This window comes from Pseudomonas sp. 8(2025), from assembly GCF_052665325.1.
In genome coordinates, this window is record NZ_JBQOIE010000002.1 from 502,617 (window position 1) to 517,226 (window position 14,610).

Here is a 14,610-nt window from a genome sequence, read left to right on the forward strand (position 1 = left end):
CGGCCCCGACACGATCTGGAAAGTGAGCGATGAGCCATCCCGAGAGCCTCGATCCTCAGTTGCAAGTGGTGCTGATCGACGACGATCCCCACCTGCGCCAGGCCCTGAGCCAGACCCTGGACCTGGCGGGGCTCAAGGTGCTGTCCCTCGACGAAGCCCAGGGCCTGGCGCCGCGCCTGGAGCGGGATTGGCCGGGGGTGGTGGTCAGCGACATCCGCATGCCCGGCATGGACGGCCTGGAGCTGCTCAACCAGCTGCATGCCCAGGACCCGGAGCTGCCGGTGCTGCTGATCACCGGCCACGGCGACGTGCCCCTGGCCGTGCAGGCCATGCGTGCCGGCGCCTATGACTTTCTGGAAAAGCCCTTCGCCAGCGATGCCCTGCTGGACAGTGTGCGCCGCGCCCTGGACTGGCGGCGCCTGGTGCTGGACAACCGCAGCCTGCGCCTGGCCCTCAGCGACCGTCAGGAACTCAGTGCACGGCTGGTAGGCCAGTCGGCGCCGATGCTGCGCCTGCGCCAGCAGATCGGCGCCCTGGCGGCGACCCGGGCCGATGTGCTGATCCTCGGCGAGACCGGCGCCGGCAAGGAAGTGGTGGCCCGTGCCCTGCACGATCTCTCCGGACGGCGCAACGGGCCGTTCGTGGCGATCAACGCCGGGGCCCTGGCGGAATCGGTGGTGGAAAGCGAGCTGTTCGGCCACGAGCCGGGGGCCTTCACCGGTGCGCAGAAACGCCGCATCGGCAAGTTCGAATTTGCCAACGGCGGCACCCTGTTCCTCGATGAGATCGAAAGCATGAGCCTGGATGTCCAGGTCAAGCTGCTGCGCCTGCTGCAGGAGCGGGTGGTGGAACGCCTGGGGGGCAATCAATTGATCCCGCTGGATATCCGCATCATCGCCGCCACCAAGGAAGACCTGCGCCAGGCCGCGGACCAGGGACGCTTTCGCGCCGACCTCTACTACCGCCTGAACGTCGCGCCGCTGCGCATTCCGCCGCTACGCGAGCGTGGCGAAGACGTGCTGATGCTGTTCCAGCACTTCGCCGACGAAGCCAGCACCCGCCACGGCCTGCCCCCCCAGGAACTGCAACCCGGACACCGTGCCTTGCTGCTGCGCCACAGCTGGCCGGGCAACGTGCGCGAGCTGCAGAACGCCGCCGAACGCTTCGCCCTGGGCCTGGAACTGGCCCTGGACAACAACGAGCCGGGTACTCCCGCGGCTGCGGCCCCGAGCCTGATCGAAGGTGGCTTGAGCGAGCAGGTGGAGCACTTCGAAAAGACCCTGATCGCCGCTGAAATGGCCCAGCCCCACAGCTCCATGCGCAGCCTCGCCGAAGCCCTGGGGATTCCACGCAAGACCCTGCACGACAAGCTGCGCAAGCACGGTTTGAACTTCGCCGACGGCGGCGCCAACCAGCCCGGCGACGAATCAGAATGAAGCGTTCCGCTATTCCCTTTACCCCTGAGGCCCCGGCATGAATCGCGACAGTCGATACCTGGAATCCATCCTCCACCACGACATCCCCCTGACACGGGACATGGGTCTGCAGGTGCTCGACTGGCAGGGGCAAGAGTTGCGCCTGCACTTGCCCCTGGAGGCCAACGTCAACCACAAGAGCACCATGTTCGGCGGCAGCCTGTACTGCGGTGCGGTGCTCGCCGGCTGGGGCTGGCTGCACCTGCGGCTCAAGGAACAGGGCATCGATGACGGGCACATCGTCATCCAGGAAGGCCAGATCAGTTACCCGCTGCCGGTGACCGGCGACGCCGTGGCGATCTGCGCCGCACCGGATGACAAGGTCTGGAACAAATTCCTCGCCATGTATCAGCGCTACGGCCGTGCCCGGCTGACCTTGCACACCCGGGTCGTCAATGCCGGCAGCGCAGAAGACGCCGTGCGTTTTACCGGCCAGTACGTCCTGCACCGCTAACCCGTTTGCGACCCGGCTCAAATCTGTAGGAGCTGGCTTGCCAGCGAAGAGGCCGGAAATGCTTGCACAGGGCCCAAGGGCCCCGTCGCCGGCAAGCCGGCTCCTGCACAAGAGTGGCAGAGGCAAGTCGCCGCGAGGTGATCAGGAGCGGGCCAGTTCCAGCAACTTGGCGCGCCAGGGCGCCTTGGCCGGCAGGGCCAGGAAGAAGCCGTTGAGCAACGACTCCCGAGGTGGATAGCAGAACGGCGCACCGCTGAGATCCAGCACCTCGCCGCCCGCGCCTTCGAGCACGCCCTGGGCCGCCGCGGTGTCCCACTGCGAGGTGGGCGCCAGGCGCGGATAGCAGTCCGCCGCGCCTTCGGCCAGCAGGCAGAACTTCAGCGAACTGCCGATATTGGCCAGTTGCAATTCACCCAGGGCGGCGCTCAAACCACTGAGCAGACGTTCCTGCTCCGGGCTCGAATGCCGGCGGCTGGCCACCACGGTAAACGCCTCGCCGGCCCCCGGTTGCTCACGCACCTGGATCGCCTGCGGTGCCTGCCCGCGATCCACGCGCCAGGCCCCAAGGCCTGCGCCGCCCAGGTAGCAGCGGCCACTGGTGGGCATCGACACCACGCCGAACACCACCCGCCCCTGCTCGATCAGGGCGATATTGACGGTGAATTCTTCACTGCCGGAAATGAATTCCTTGGTGCCGTCCAGCGGGTCCACCAGCCACCAGCGCTGCCAGCTGGCGCGGGTGGCCTGGGGAATGTCCGCATCCTCTTCGGACAGCACCGGGATGCTCGGGTCCAGGGCCGTGAGGCCGGCCACGATCAGGTGATGGGCGGCCAGGTCGGCGGCGGTCACCGGCGACTCGTCGGCCTTGTGATTGACCGCCACATCGGCGCGCCAGAACGGCAGGATCGCTTCACCGGCACGCAGGGCCAGCTCGGCAACCGGCGCCAGCAAGGGGTGGGGAAAATTCATTGACGTCTCGCTCATGCTTGAAAGACCCCGCGCTGGCTCAGCAGGTCGCGGGTCAGGTACAGCGCAGCCAGGGCCCGGCCTTCGCTGAACTGAGGGTTCTGCGCCAGGCTCGCCAGTTCGCGCAGGTTGACCTTGTCGACCCGCATCGGCTCCGGCTCGTCGCCTTCCAGGCGCTCCTCATACAGATCGGTGGCCAGCACTACCTGGATCTTCTGGCTCATGTAGCCCGGGGACAGCGACAGCTCGGTCAGGTGCTCCAGTTGCCGCGCGCCAAACCCGGCCTCTTCCTTGAGCTCGCGCTCGGCCGCTGCCAGCACATCCTCCCCCGGCTCGATCAGGCCCTTGGGCAACGACAGCTCGTAGGCGTCGGTGCCACCGCAGTATTCCTCCACCAACACTGCATGCTCGGCGTCGAGCATTGCCACGATCATCACCGCGCCATAGCCGGCGCCCTTGCCCACCAGGCGCTCATAGGTACGTTCGACGCCATTGGAAAACCGCAACTGCACCTCCTCGACACAGAACAGACGACTGGTGGCGACGATCTCGCGGGCGAGTACGGTGGGTTTCTGGCGCATAGCGGGCTCCTTGGCGATAGCGGGTTACTATACAGCCTGTTTTAAAGTGACTGGGTTGCAGATTGCCGGTGCACGGCACCACGGCGGAACCTATTGTTTACTGCGTGTGACCGTCCTCTTCGAGGCGGCTCCTTTCTATCCGTTCTAGTGACCGGGCCTCCCTGCCCCACTGGCCTTGTCGACCCCGCCGGTCGGCTGTTTTCTTACCACTGGAGAAGTGTTCGATGGCCCTACTGCCCTGGCACCAGATCGATACCGTCCTGCTGGACATGGACGGCACCTTGCTGGACCTGCACTACGACAACCATTTCTGGATGGAACACCTGCCCCAGCGCTACGCCGAGCTGCACGGGGTCAGCCGGGCCATGGCCGAGCTGGAGCTGGAGCCCCTGTTCGAACGCAACGCCGGCCAGTTGCAGTGGTATTGCCTGGACTTCTGGAGCGCCGAACTGCAACTGCCGGTGCGCGAGTTGAAGCTGGAAACCGCGCACCTGATCGCCCTGCGTCCGGACGCAGACACCTTTCTTGCAGCCATCAAGCAAGCCGGCAAGCGGGTGATCCTGATCACCAACGCCCATCGCGACTCCCTGTCATTGAAGCTGGAACGGATCGAACTGGCGCCATACTTCGAACGCCTGATCAGTTCACACGACTACGGTTTCCCCAAGGAAAGCCCACAGTTCTGGGACGCCTTGCAGGCCGATATCCGCTTCGACCCGGCCCGCAGCCTGTTCATCGACGACACCCTGCCCATCCTGCGCAGTGCGCGGGACTTTGGTGTGGCGCAGTTGCTGGCGGTGAGCCAGCCGGACAGCCGCAGAGGGCCGAAAGACACCGCGGAGTTCGCGGCGGTGGGGGATTACCGGGCGTTGATCGAAGGCTTGTGAAGCCCTTCGCGGGCAAGCTCGCTCCTACAGAACCCCGTGGGAGCGGACTTGCCGGCGAAGAGAACCGATCATTCGGGAATACGCAGCACCTGGCCCGGGTAGATCTTGTCCGGGTGGGACAGCAGCGGCTTGTTGGCCTCGAAGATCTTGTTGTACTTGTTGGCATCGCCGTACTGCACCTTGGCGATGGCGCTCAGGGTGTCGCCTTTCTTCACGGTGACGAATACCGCAGAAACCACCGCCGGACCGGTCACGGTGATCTGGTCCTCGACACTGCCGACGCCGGAAATGTTGCCCAGGGCCAGCAGGATCTTCTCCTTCTCTTCCTGGCTCGCCACTTCACCGCTGACAATCACCTTGTCACCTTCCACCGTGGCATGAACATTGGGATTGCCCAGGCCAACCTTTTCGATGTGCTCCTTGAGTTGCTCACTGGCATTGGCGTTACCCGGGGTCAACAGGTCGATCAGTTTCTCACCGGCTTCCTTCACAAAGCTGAAAATGCTCATGTCGCACACTCCTTGGTTGATAGATCCAGACGCGAAAGACTAGACCAGCCTGGCCGGATGAGGTTCCCGGGCGACCAGTGACCCAAGGTCACAGGCCCGCGGTAGAATCCCGGCCTTTTGCCGCTCCGGAGCGAAGATGGACCTCAAGCAGCTGAAATTCCTCATCGCCCTCGACGAAACCCGGCATTTCGGCCAAGCCGCCGCGCGCTGCCACATCACCCAGCCGACCCTCTCCATGCGCCTGCGCAGCCTGGAAGAAGAGCTCGACTTGCCGCTGGTCAAGCGCGGCCAGCGTTTCGAAGGCTTCACCGCACCCGGCGAGCGGGTGCTGGCGTGGGCCCGCACCGTGCTCACCGCCCATGACGGGCTATTGGCCGAGGCCGCCGCCTGCCGCGGCAACCTGGTGGGCACCCTGCGCGTAGGGGTGGTGCCGCTGTCGAGTTTCAATCCCCAGCCACTGCTGCAGCGCCTGCATGCCGAGCACCCGAACCTGCGCTTCGAACTCTCGTCCCTGAGCTCGGAACAGATCCTCGAACAGTTGGCCAGCAATCGCCTGGACCTCGGGGTTTCCTACCTGGAGCGCCTGGACAGCGAGAACTTCGACTCCCTGCCCCTGGAGCCGACCCACATGGGCCTGCTCTACGACCACCGGCACTTCAGCTTCGGCGAGCAGCCCCTGAGCTGGGAGGCGCTGATCGAACTGCCCCTGGGCCTGCTCACCAGCGGCATGCACTTTCGCCAGTCCATCGACCACAACTTCCACATCCGCGGCCTGCAACCGCAGCCGGTGCTGCAGACCGACGCCGTCCATCAGCTGGTGCAGATGGTCCATGGCGGCCTGTGCTGCGCCGTAATGCCTCTGGACAGCGGCCTGGAAACCCTCACCGAGCACCTGCGCCTGCAACCCATCGCCGATGCCCAGACCCTGGCCCGCCTGGGCCTGATCATGCGCCGCAGCGCGCCGCGCTCGGCCCTGGCGCAAGCCTGCTTCGCCCTCTACCAGCGAGCCTTCGGCGATTCTTGATCGACGCCATCTATCAATAGATCAGTACTAGCAATTAGACGCGACAGATTGCCGCGCTTAGTCTTGGGAGCCGTTACGCCGCTGGTCACCCCGGCGCGGCGCCAGCCCCGGCGAAACGGGCACCCGCACTCGCTGCCAGCCAGCCCCACAGCATCCCTCGAACGCTAGTACGCGAAGGCATTTGCCCGGCCAGACGCCGGCCGCGCGAGCAGCGTCTCAACCTTGTCCACCTGCCGCCGAGCGTGCGCTGCGGGTCAGCAGCCTGCGATGGAGAGTCGCCCGTGAGTACACATAACCAAGCCGATCAGAAACCCGTAGCCCGCTACAAGCCCTACAAGGGACCCGCCGGTGGCTGGGGCGCCCTGATCAGCGTGGCCCAGGCGTGGCTGACCAGCGACAACGCGCTGAAGAACATCCGCATGATGCTCAAGACCAACCAGAACGGCGGCTTCGACTGCCCGGGCTGCGCCTGGGGCGACTCGCCGGAAAGCGGCATGGTCAAGTTCTGCGAGAACGGCGCCAAGGCGGTCAACTGGGAAGCCACCAAGCGCCGGGTGGACGCAGCGTTCTTCGCCAAGCACAGCGTCACTTCGCTGCTGGAGCAGAGCGACTACTGGCTGGAGTACCAGGGCCGGCTGACCGAGCCGATGAGCTACAACGCCGAGACCGACCGCTACCAGCCCATCAGTTGGGAAAATGCCTTCAGCCTGATCGCCAGGCACCTGCACAACCTGCCCAGCCCGGACATGGCCGAGTTCTACACCTCGGGCCGGGCCAGCAACGAAGCGGCATACCTGTACCAGCTGTTCGTGCGCGCCTATGGCACCAACAACTTCCCCGACTGCTCGAACATGTGCCACGAGGCCAGCGGCGTGGCTCTGGCGCAGAGCGTCGGGGTCGGCAAAGGCACGGTGACCTTCGACGACTTCGAACACGCGGACGCCATCTTCGTCTGGGGCCAGAACCCCGGCACCAACCACCCACGCATGCTCGAACCGCTGCGTGAAGCAGTGAAGCGTGGCGCCCAGGTGGTGTGCATCAACCCGCTCAAGGAGCGCGGCCTGGAACGTTTCCAGCACCCGCAAAGCCCGATCGAGATGCTCACCAACGGCAACCGCCCGACCAATACCGCCTACTTCCGCCCGGCCCTGGGCGGCGACATGGCGCTGCTGCGGGGCATGGCCAAGTTCCTCCTGCAGTGGGAGCGCGATGCGCAGAAAGCCGGCGCGGCGTCGGTGTTCGACCACGACTTCCTCAATGCCCACACCGCCAACGTGCTCGACTACCTGGGCACCATCGACGACACCCCGTGGGAGCAGATCGTCGAGCAGTCCGGCCTGGCCCTGGTGGAGATCGAGCAAGCGGCGCGCATGTATGCCAAGGGCAAGAACGTCATCATGTGCTGGGCCATGGGCATCACCCAGCACCGCCACTCGGTGCCGACCATCCAGGAAATCGCCAACCTGATGCTGCTACGCGGCAACATCGGCAAGCCCGGCGCCGGGCTGTGCCCGGTGCGCGGCCACAGCAACGTGCAGGGCGACCGCACCATGGGCATCAACGAACGCCCGCCAGTGGCCTTCCTCGACTCCCTGGAGCGGCGCTTCCAGTTCAAGGTCCCCCGGGACAACGGCCACAACGTGGTCGAGGCGATCCACGCCATGCTCGAAGGCCGCTCCAAGGTATTCATCGGCCTGGGGGGCAACTTCGCCCAGGCTACCCCGGACAGCCCGCGCACCTTCCAGGCCCTGAGCAACTGCGACCTCACCGTGCAGATCAGCACCAAGCTCAACCGCAGCCACCTGGCCCACGGCAAGGACGCACTGATCCTGCCGTGCCTGGGACGTACCGATATCGACCAGCAGGCGGGCGGCCCGCAAGCGGTGACCGTGGAAGACTCCTTCAGCATGGTCCACGCCTCCAACGGCCAGTTGCAGCCGCTGTCGACGCAGATGCGCTCCGAGCCCTGGATCCTCGCCGGTATCGCCGCTGCAACCCTGGGCAGCCGGCCGGTGGACTGGAACTGGCTGGCGGCCGACTACGGACGCATCCGCGACCTGATCGCCGACACCATTCCCGGCTTCAAGGACTTCAACGAACGGCTCAAGCATCCTGGCGGTTTCTACCTGGGCAACAGTGCCGGCGCCCGCCAGTGGAACACCCCGTCGGGGCGCGCCAACTTCCGCGCCAACTCGTTGCCCAAGGACCTGATCCACGAGCGCACCCGGGCCACCGGCCAACTGCCGGACCTGATCCTGCAATCGATGCGCTCCCACGACCAGTACAACACCACCATCTATGGGCTGGACGACCGCTACCGCGGGGTCAAGGGCCAGCGCGACGTGTTGTTCGCCAACGAGGCGGACATCATCCGCCTGGGCTTCAAGCCGGGGCAAAAGGCCGATATCGTCTCGCTCTGGGACGACGGCCGCGAGCGCCGGGTCAAGGGCTTCACCCTGCTGGCCTTCGACATTCCGGCCGGCCAGGCCGCGGCCTACTACCCGGAAGTGAACCCCCTGGTACCGCTGGAAAGCACCGGCGACGGCAGCCACACCCCGACTTCCAAGTTCATCGCCATTCGCCTGGAAGCGGCCAGCGACAGCGGCCTGATCATGGCTCGCTCGGCCTGATTCCTGGCTTGAGGGCCTCTTCGCTGGCAAGCCAGCTCCTACGGTTAGCGCGTGAACCGTAGGAGCCGGCGACAGCCGCTGCGCAGCCTTGAACCGCAGGCACAAAAAAGGCCGCTTTTGTATCAAAGCGGCCGTTCCGAAGTAGCTAAAGACCCGCAAAAATCACTTAAGTTCCGCATTAAAAACAATAAGTTACGAGATTGTGTACAATTCGTGCTATTCGTCGGATTTCGTTTGTAAGCCCCTCGATACAGCCTCAGGATCGCGCCGTCATCCCTTTGAGGCTCCTCTATGAAGTTCTCCTCGATTCTCTTGTTGTCCCTTGGCCTGGTCAGCGGCGTCGCCTCTGCCGGAGGCACCACTGAAGCAGGTGTGGGCGGCGCATTGGGCGGGGTTCTAGGCTCGGTGGTCGGTCAGCAGATCGGCGGCAATACCGGTTCCGCCATCGGTGCGGCCCTGGGCGGCGCCGGCGGTAGCGCAGTGGGCGCGGACAAACGCAGCCGTGGCCAGGCAGCCATTGGCGGCGCCCTGGGCGCAGCCGGTGGCAACGTGGTGGGCCGCAGCATGGGCGGTAACACCGGCAGCCTGATCGGCGCAGCGGCAGGCGGTGGCGCCGGCGGCGCGCTGGGCAACTACATGGGCAATGAAAGTGCCCGGGAAGATCGCGACTACCGCGGCCGCGACGACCGCCGCTACTACCGCGACGGCCACCGTGGCCGTGGCCATGCCTACGGGCATCGCAAGCACCGCCACTACCGCGACTGATCCCCTGTAGCCGCTGCCGCAGGCTGCGAACGAGGCCGCAGGACTCGCCAGAGCAGGCGCTGCGGTGTGTCAGGCGGCTCGTGGAGACAGGTTAGCGTCTCCTGCGGAGCCGATCGCAGCCTACAGCAGCGGCTACAGATTCCAGATTCCAGATTCCAGATTCCAGATTCCAGATTCCAGATTCCAGATTCCAGATTCCAGATTCCAGATCGATTATCGACGTTCACGCCACCAGCAGCTGTTCCAGCGCCGCCCGCAATGCGGGCGGAATCGGCACCGGCTGGTTCGATGCCCGGTCCACGAACACATGGACAAAACGCCCCGCTGCACAGGCATCCGCCTCTCCCGCCTTGAACACCGCCAGTTCGTACTGCACTGAACTGTTGCCCAGCTTGCCGACCCGCAAACCGATCTCGATGCGTTCGGGAAAGGCGATGGACGCAAAGTAATCGCAAGCCGAGCTGACCACGAATCCCACCACCTCGCCGTCATGGATATCCAGCCCGCCCCGTTCGATCAGGTAGGTGTTCACCGCCGTGTCGAAGAAGCTGTAGTAGGTGACATTGTTCACGTGGCCGTAGACATCGTTGTCATGCCAGCGGGTGATGATCGGCTGGAAATGGCGATAGTCGCCGCGTTGCGGCATAGGCTCGGACATCAGGGCTCTCTCCCATCGATTGAAGGCCGGGCGATCGGTTGATCGCCCGGCATTTCACCCCAGGCAGCTAAGCCTGGGCAAACCCTTTTCCGGCCGCGGCCAGTTCCTCGATCAACTGCGCCGGGCGCCAATGCGCCCCGTGTTCGGCTTGCAGGTGCTGCAAACGCTGGCGGACCTGCTCCAGCCCCTGGGCATCCGCCCAGCTCATCGGCCCACCCTGCTCCTTGGGAAAACCGTAGCCATTGAGATAGACCCGGTCGATGTCGGCGGCCGACTGGGCGATGCCCTCCTGGAGAATCTTCGCACCTTCGTTGACCAGCGCCAGCAGGCAGCGCTCGAGGATCTCCTCGGGGCCGATGTCCCGGCGCCGGTAACCCAGCTCCTCGCTGACCTGCAGCACCAGCGCATCCACCTGCAGGTCATGCTCGGCCTGGCGGCTGCCGGGTTCGTAGTGGTAGTAGCCGTCGCCACTCTTCTGGCCGAAACGACCCGACTCGCACAACCGGTTGTCGATCTGCACCTCGGGCGCATCCTGGCCCACACCGTCCAGTTGCCGGGCGCGCCAGCCCAGGTCGACGCCCACCACGTCATACATGCGGAACGGGCCCATGGCGAAACCGAACCCCTGCAAGGCGCCATCCACCTGATAGGGAAACGCCCCTTCCAGCAGCATCTTGCGCGCCTCGAGCACGTAGGTGTTGAGCATGCGATTGCCGATGAAGCCGAAGCAGTTGCCCGCCACGACACTGACCTTGCCCATGCGCTGCCCCAGGGCCAGGGCAGCGTCGAGCACCGCAGGCGCGGTCTTGGCCGCGCGCACCACCTCCAGCAGTTTCATGATGTGGGCCGGGCTGAAGAAGTGCAGGCCCAGTACCTGTGGCGCCCGCTGGGTGACTGCGGCAATCGCGTCGATATCCAGGGCCGAGGTGTTGCTGGCAAGGATCGCCTCGGGCTTGAGAGTCGCGTCCAGCTGGCGAAAGATCTGCTGCTTGAGCTCGAGGTTTTCGTAGACTGCCTCGATCACTAGGTCCACGTCGGCGAGCTGTGGATAATCCGCCGCCGGCTTGATCCGCGCCACCCGCGCATCGGCCTCGGCCTGATCGATGCGCCCCTGGCGCACGTTGTGGGCATAGGTGTCCGCCACCGCCGCCAGGGCCTGCTGGAGCATCTGCGGGTTGTTGTCCAGCCACAGTACCGGCAGGCCGGCATTGGCCAGGCACATGACAATGCCACGGCCCATGGTGCCGGCACCGATCACGGCGGCGCGCTGAATATCGAAAGCTGTCTGGCTCATGTTGGCTCTCTTGTGGGCGATCCAAAGACAGCCCCCACCATAGTCAGGCCCTCATCATTTTTGAAATTTATTCCTGTGATGAGCAGCATTCAGCAGATGGATTTTCAGCCTGGCAAATGGGCCTCGCACCACACCCGCACCGCGGCATAAGGGTAATCTTCCAATGCCGCGAAACCGGGGATGCTACGAGCCTTGAGCCGGGTGAACAACGGCACGCTGATACCACAGAGAAAACGGGTCAGGCGTTCCGCCCCGGGTACATCGCCGGTGTGCTGCTGGTGCCTGTGGATAAACTGGCCACACAGCCCGTCGAAACTCTTATCCACAAGCGCGGGCAAAACCGGCGGCTCCGGCAGCCGCGCCACCTGGCCATGGCACACCGAACAATGCCCGCAACGCTGAGGTGCCTGCCGGTCGCCGAAATACTCCGCCAGGCGGTAACCCAGGCACTGCTCGGTGGCGAACAGGTCGAGCATGGCATGGATCCGCGCAATTTCACTGCCCTCGTGGCGGGTGAAATAACCGTGCAGATCGGCACTCAGTGCCGCCAGGTCAAAGTCCGTCTGCAACAGGCTGTAGACCTCGGTCATCTGCTTGCTTTCCAGCTCTACCCAGCCTTTTTCCTGGAAGTAGTCCAGGGCCTTGACCACCCGGCTGCGCGGCGCCTGGTACTGCTCGTAGAGCGCGTCGAAATTCACCGTGGCCCAGGTCCTGGCGCGGCTTGACGTGTTGATCACGGCCTCGACGAAGTCCCTCCGCTCGCCTTCGAAACGCGCCAGCAGGGCCTCGGTTTCCAGCAGCAGTTTGAAGCGGTATTCCGCGAAATAGGCATAGCGCGGCGCGATCAGGCCCCGCAGTTCCAACTGCACCAGCAAGGTCTTGAGTGGCAGTTGGCGAATGTTGCTCTGGTCCGCCAGGGGGCCGAGCAGGAACTCCCATTGCCCGTCCGCCGCCGATGCCTGCAACTCCTCCAGCACACAACGGATGCCACTCAATTCCGGGGTGTCGCCGTAGACGAAGTTTTCCAGCACGTTGAGGCTGTCGCGGTTGGCCAGCACCAGGCAATCCGAAGGCTGGCCGTCGCGCCCGGCACGACCGATTTCCTGGCTGTAGTTCTCGATGGACTTGGGCAGATCGAAGTGCACCACGTTGCGGATGTCGCTCTTGTCGATGCCCATGCCGAAGGCGATGGTGGCGACGATGCAGTGGCTGCGGCCCTCCATGAAGCGACGCTGGATCGACTCGCGCTGCTCGTGGGGCAGGCCGGCGTGGTAGGCCTCGGCGGCGATGCCTTGCTGGCTCAGGTGCTCGGCGATCTGCTCGGCGGTTTTCTGCAGGGTCACGTAGACAATGCTCGGCTGCCCGGCCCGGTCGCTCATCCACTGCACCAGCCGCCGACGCTTGTCGGCGCCCCGAACCGGCTCCACCAGCAGGTTGAGGTTGGGCCGGTAGAAACCGGTGGTTACTACGTCCTGCTGGGCGATGGCGAACTTGGCCTGCATGTCGACGATCACTTTGGGGGTCGCCGTGGCCGTCAGTAGCAGGGCCTGGGGGATGTTGAACTGGCGCTGGTAGCCCGGAAGTTTCAGGTAGTCGGGGCGGAAATTGTGGCCCCATTCGGAGATGCAGTGCGCCTCGTCCACCACCAGCAGGGAGATGGGCACCTGCTGCAGAAAGTTGCGAAAGCGTTCGTTCTTCAGCCGCTCCACCGAGATCATCAGGATCTTCAGCTCCCCGGAACGAGCCCGGGCCATGACCTCATTGGCTTCATCCCGGCCCTGGGCCGAGTCGATGCTGGCAGCGGCAATGCCGTGGCGCTGGAGGAAGGCCAACTGGTCCTGCATCAGCGCCAGCAGCGGCGAGACCACCAGGGTCAGGTGCGGCAGCAGCAGGGCCGGCAACTGGTAGCACAGGGACTTGCCCGAGCCGGTGGGAAAGATCGCTGCCGCCGAGCGCCCGGCGAGCACCGCGCTGACTGCGGCCTCCTGGCCCGGACGAAACTGTGGATAACCGAAGACCTGTTCCAGGGTGCTGTGCATAAGGGTCACTCCTTGGACCACTGACCTGTCTTGAAGACTAGCGGGACAGGTCGGCGGGGCCAGAAAAGGTCGAAGGAAAAGCGCTACCGGATGATACCGGGCGCAAGAAGCTTCATCGGCAAGCCAGCCCCAGCGCAGGAGCCGGCTTGCCGGCAAAGGAGGCCACCGCTAGCGCAAGGTCCGGCAATCCAGCCACTGCACGCCGTTGTGCTGATTGGCCTTGAGCAAGGCCGGCACCGCCTGGGCGGCCTTGGCATGGGTGTCATGGAACAGAATGATGCCCCGGCGCCAGAGCAGCATCAGTGTCTGCACCCGCTGCGCGGCCGCCTCGGCGCTGACCTTCTTGCTCCAGTCCTGGGAGTCGATGTTCCACAGCATCACCTGCACCCCCTGGGCCTTGAAGAACCCGGCGCTGTCACTGCGACGCTGCCCGTAGGGCGGCCGGAACAGCGGCAGGTACTCATTGGTCAACGTGCGGTTGGCCAGGTTGGCGCTGCGAATCACCGAGCTTTGCCATTCGTTCCAGGATGAGTGGGACTTGTGCTCCCAGCCGTGTACGCCCGCACACTGACCGTCGTACAACTCGCGCATTTTCCCTGCCGAAGACTGGCTCAGGCGCGCCTGAAACGAGTCCCCCAGGACAAAGAAAAGGCTATGCAGATCGTAGGCCCGCAGCACCTCGATCAACTGATCCGTAGGCCCGTCTCTCAGGCTCGGCCCATCGTCGAAGGTCAGCAGAAACTGCCGGTCTGCCAGTTCGTCGCCCAGGCGCTCTGCCGGGTCCATGCGCTGGATCTCACTGCTGACGGCGGGAAACAAGGCGGCCAGGCGCAGCTGTTCATTGAGGTACTGCTGATGAAACTGCCCACTGGCCTCACCCCAGGCGCCGTAGGCCGCCTTGCTGGCGCCGGTGAAACTGGCCGCCAGTTGCCGCAGCTCCCCAAGGCTGCGTACCTGCAGACAGAAAGGCTGGCCATCACAGTCCTGGCTGGCCTGCCGGTAGTTGTCCAGCAATTGCTCCCAAAAACGCTGGCGCAGTTGATCCACCGACTTGCGGTCAAGCTGCCGCACTCCAAGCCGCTGCTTGAGGGCCTTGTCATCCAAGGCCTCGGTGGCCAGCAGGGCTTTGCTGAACATCAGAATCTCGGCACGGGAGGCGGTATCGAAATCTGCGGCGCTGGTCAGCGGATTCGGCCAGCCACTGCGGTCGATGGTGGCGAACACCAGCGGCCCGGCCGCCTGGGCCACCCCTGTGGTCAGACACAGCGCCAGCAACCAGGGGAAAACACGAATTCGCATACCAACCTCCATAAATGCACAACGCGCCA

The 14,610-nt window shown here is 64.7% G+C and carries 13 protein-coding genes; 6 read left to right on the forward strand and 7 right to left on the reverse strand.

Annotation, left to right across the window (positions count from 1 at the left end; translation table 11 throughout):
- Nucleotides 1–29: 29 nt before the first annotated feature.
- Together ACUXVH_RS06140 and ACUXVH_RS06145 are read left to right on the forward strand one after the other, a co-directional pair.
- The gene (locus ACUXVH_RS06140; RefSeq protein WP_445494216.1) at nt 30–1,436 is read left to right on the forward strand and encodes a sigma-54-dependent transcriptional regulator; all 1,407 of its coding nucleotides are present in this window, start codon (nt 30–32) and stop codon (nt 1,434–1,436) included.
- Between the two features lie 37 nt (nt 1,437–1,473).
- Nucleotides 1,474–1,929, forward strand: a complete 456-nt coding sequence (locus ACUXVH_RS06145; protein ID WP_011058677.1) for a YiiD C-terminal domain-containing protein — start codon at nt 1,474–1,476, stop codon at nt 1,927–1,929.
- Nucleotides 1,930–2,070: 141 nt separating this feature from the next.
- Here ACUXVH_RS06145 and cysQ read toward each other — a convergent pair whose 3' ends face one another.
- On the reverse strand, nt 2,071–2,898 hold the full coding sequence (gene cysQ, locus ACUXVH_RS06150) for a 3'(2'),5'-bisphosphate nucleotidase CysQ (RefSeq protein WP_011058676.1): 828 nt from the start codon (nt 2,896–2,898) through the stop codon (nt 2,071–2,073).
- Nucleotides 2,899–2,909: 11 nt separating this feature from the next.
- Nucleotides 2,910–3,476 carry an ADP compounds hydrolase NudE gene (gene nudE, locus ACUXVH_RS06155; RefSeq protein WP_011058675.1) on the reverse strand — a complete coding sequence of 189 codons (567 nt, stop codon included), beginning with the start codon at nt 3,474–3,476 and terminating at the stop codon, nt 2,910–2,912.
- Nucleotides 3,477–3,700: 224 nt separating this feature from the next.
- Between nudE and yrfG the strand changes: the two genes are divergently transcribed.
- On the forward strand, nt 3,701–4,363 hold the full coding sequence (gene yrfG / locus ACUXVH_RS06160; protein WP_011058674.1) for a GMP/IMP nucleotidase: 663 nt from the start codon (nt 3,701–3,703) through the stop codon (nt 4,361–4,363).
- Nucleotides 4,364–4,431: 68 nt separating this feature from the next.
- Here the strand turns inward: yrfG and lysM are convergent, their stop codons facing one another.
- On the reverse strand, nt 4,432–4,872 hold the full coding sequence (gene lysM / locus ACUXVH_RS06165; protein ID WP_011058673.1) for a peptidoglycan-binding protein LysM: 441 nt from the start codon (nt 4,870–4,872) through the stop codon (nt 4,432–4,434).
- Between the two features lie 136 nt (nt 4,873–5,008).
- Between lysM and ACUXVH_RS06170 the strand changes: the two genes are divergently transcribed.
- The 3 genes from ACUXVH_RS06170 to ACUXVH_RS06180 all read left to right on the forward strand — a co-directional run bounded on the left by ACUXVH_RS06170 (nt 5,009) and on the right by ACUXVH_RS06180 (nt 9,291).
- Complete coding sequence (locus ACUXVH_RS06170) at nt 5,009–5,896, forward strand: LysR family transcriptional regulator (RefSeq protein ID WP_065364793.1); 888 nt, start codon at nt 5,009–5,011, stop codon at nt 5,894–5,896.
- Nucleotides 5,897–6,177: 281 nt separating this feature from the next.
- Complete coding sequence (locus ACUXVH_RS06175; RefSeq protein ID WP_065364792.1) at nt 6,178–8,526, forward strand: FdhF/YdeP family oxidoreductase; 2,349 nt, start codon at nt 6,178–6,180, stop codon at nt 8,524–8,526.
- Nucleotides 8,527–8,817: 291 nt separating this feature from the next.
- Nucleotides 8,818–9,291: a YMGG-like glycine zipper-containing protein gene (locus tag ACUXVH_RS06180; RefSeq protein ID WP_011058670.1), complete on the forward strand. Its 474-nt coding sequence runs from the start codon at nt 8,818–8,820 to the stop codon at nt 9,289–9,291.
- Nucleotides 9,292–9,514: 223 nt separating this feature from the next.
- Here ACUXVH_RS06180 and ACUXVH_RS06185 read toward each other — a convergent pair whose 3' ends face one another.
- The 4 genes from ACUXVH_RS06185 to ACUXVH_RS06200 form a co-directional block, all read right to left on the reverse strand.
- The gene (locus ACUXVH_RS06185; protein ID WP_011058669.1) at nt 9,515–9,949 is read right to left on the reverse strand and encodes an acyl-CoA thioesterase; all 435 of its coding nucleotides are present in this window, start codon (nt 9,947–9,949) and stop codon (nt 9,515–9,517) included.
- A 67-nt stretch (nt 9,950–10,016) separates the two neighbouring features.
- The gene (locus tag ACUXVH_RS06190; protein WP_065364791.1) at nt 10,017–11,243 is read right to left on the reverse strand and encodes a 3-hydroxyacyl-CoA dehydrogenase; all 1,227 of its coding nucleotides are present in this window, start codon (nt 11,241–11,243) and stop codon (nt 10,017–10,019) included.
- Nucleotides 11,244–11,347: 104 nt separating this feature from the next.
- Nucleotides 11,348–13,282, reverse strand: coding sequence for a RecQ family ATP-dependent DNA helicase (locus tag ACUXVH_RS06195; RefSeq protein WP_065364790.1), 1,935 nt, complete (start codon nt 13,280–13,282; stop codon nt 11,348–11,350).
- 168 nt (nt 13,283–13,450) lie between these two features.
- Nucleotides 13,451–14,581, reverse strand: coding sequence for a polysaccharide deacetylase family protein (locus ACUXVH_RS06200; RefSeq protein ID WP_065364789.1), 1,131 nt, complete (start codon nt 14,579–14,581; stop codon nt 13,451–13,453).
- Between the last annotated feature and the right edge of the window lie 29 nt (nt 14,582–14,610).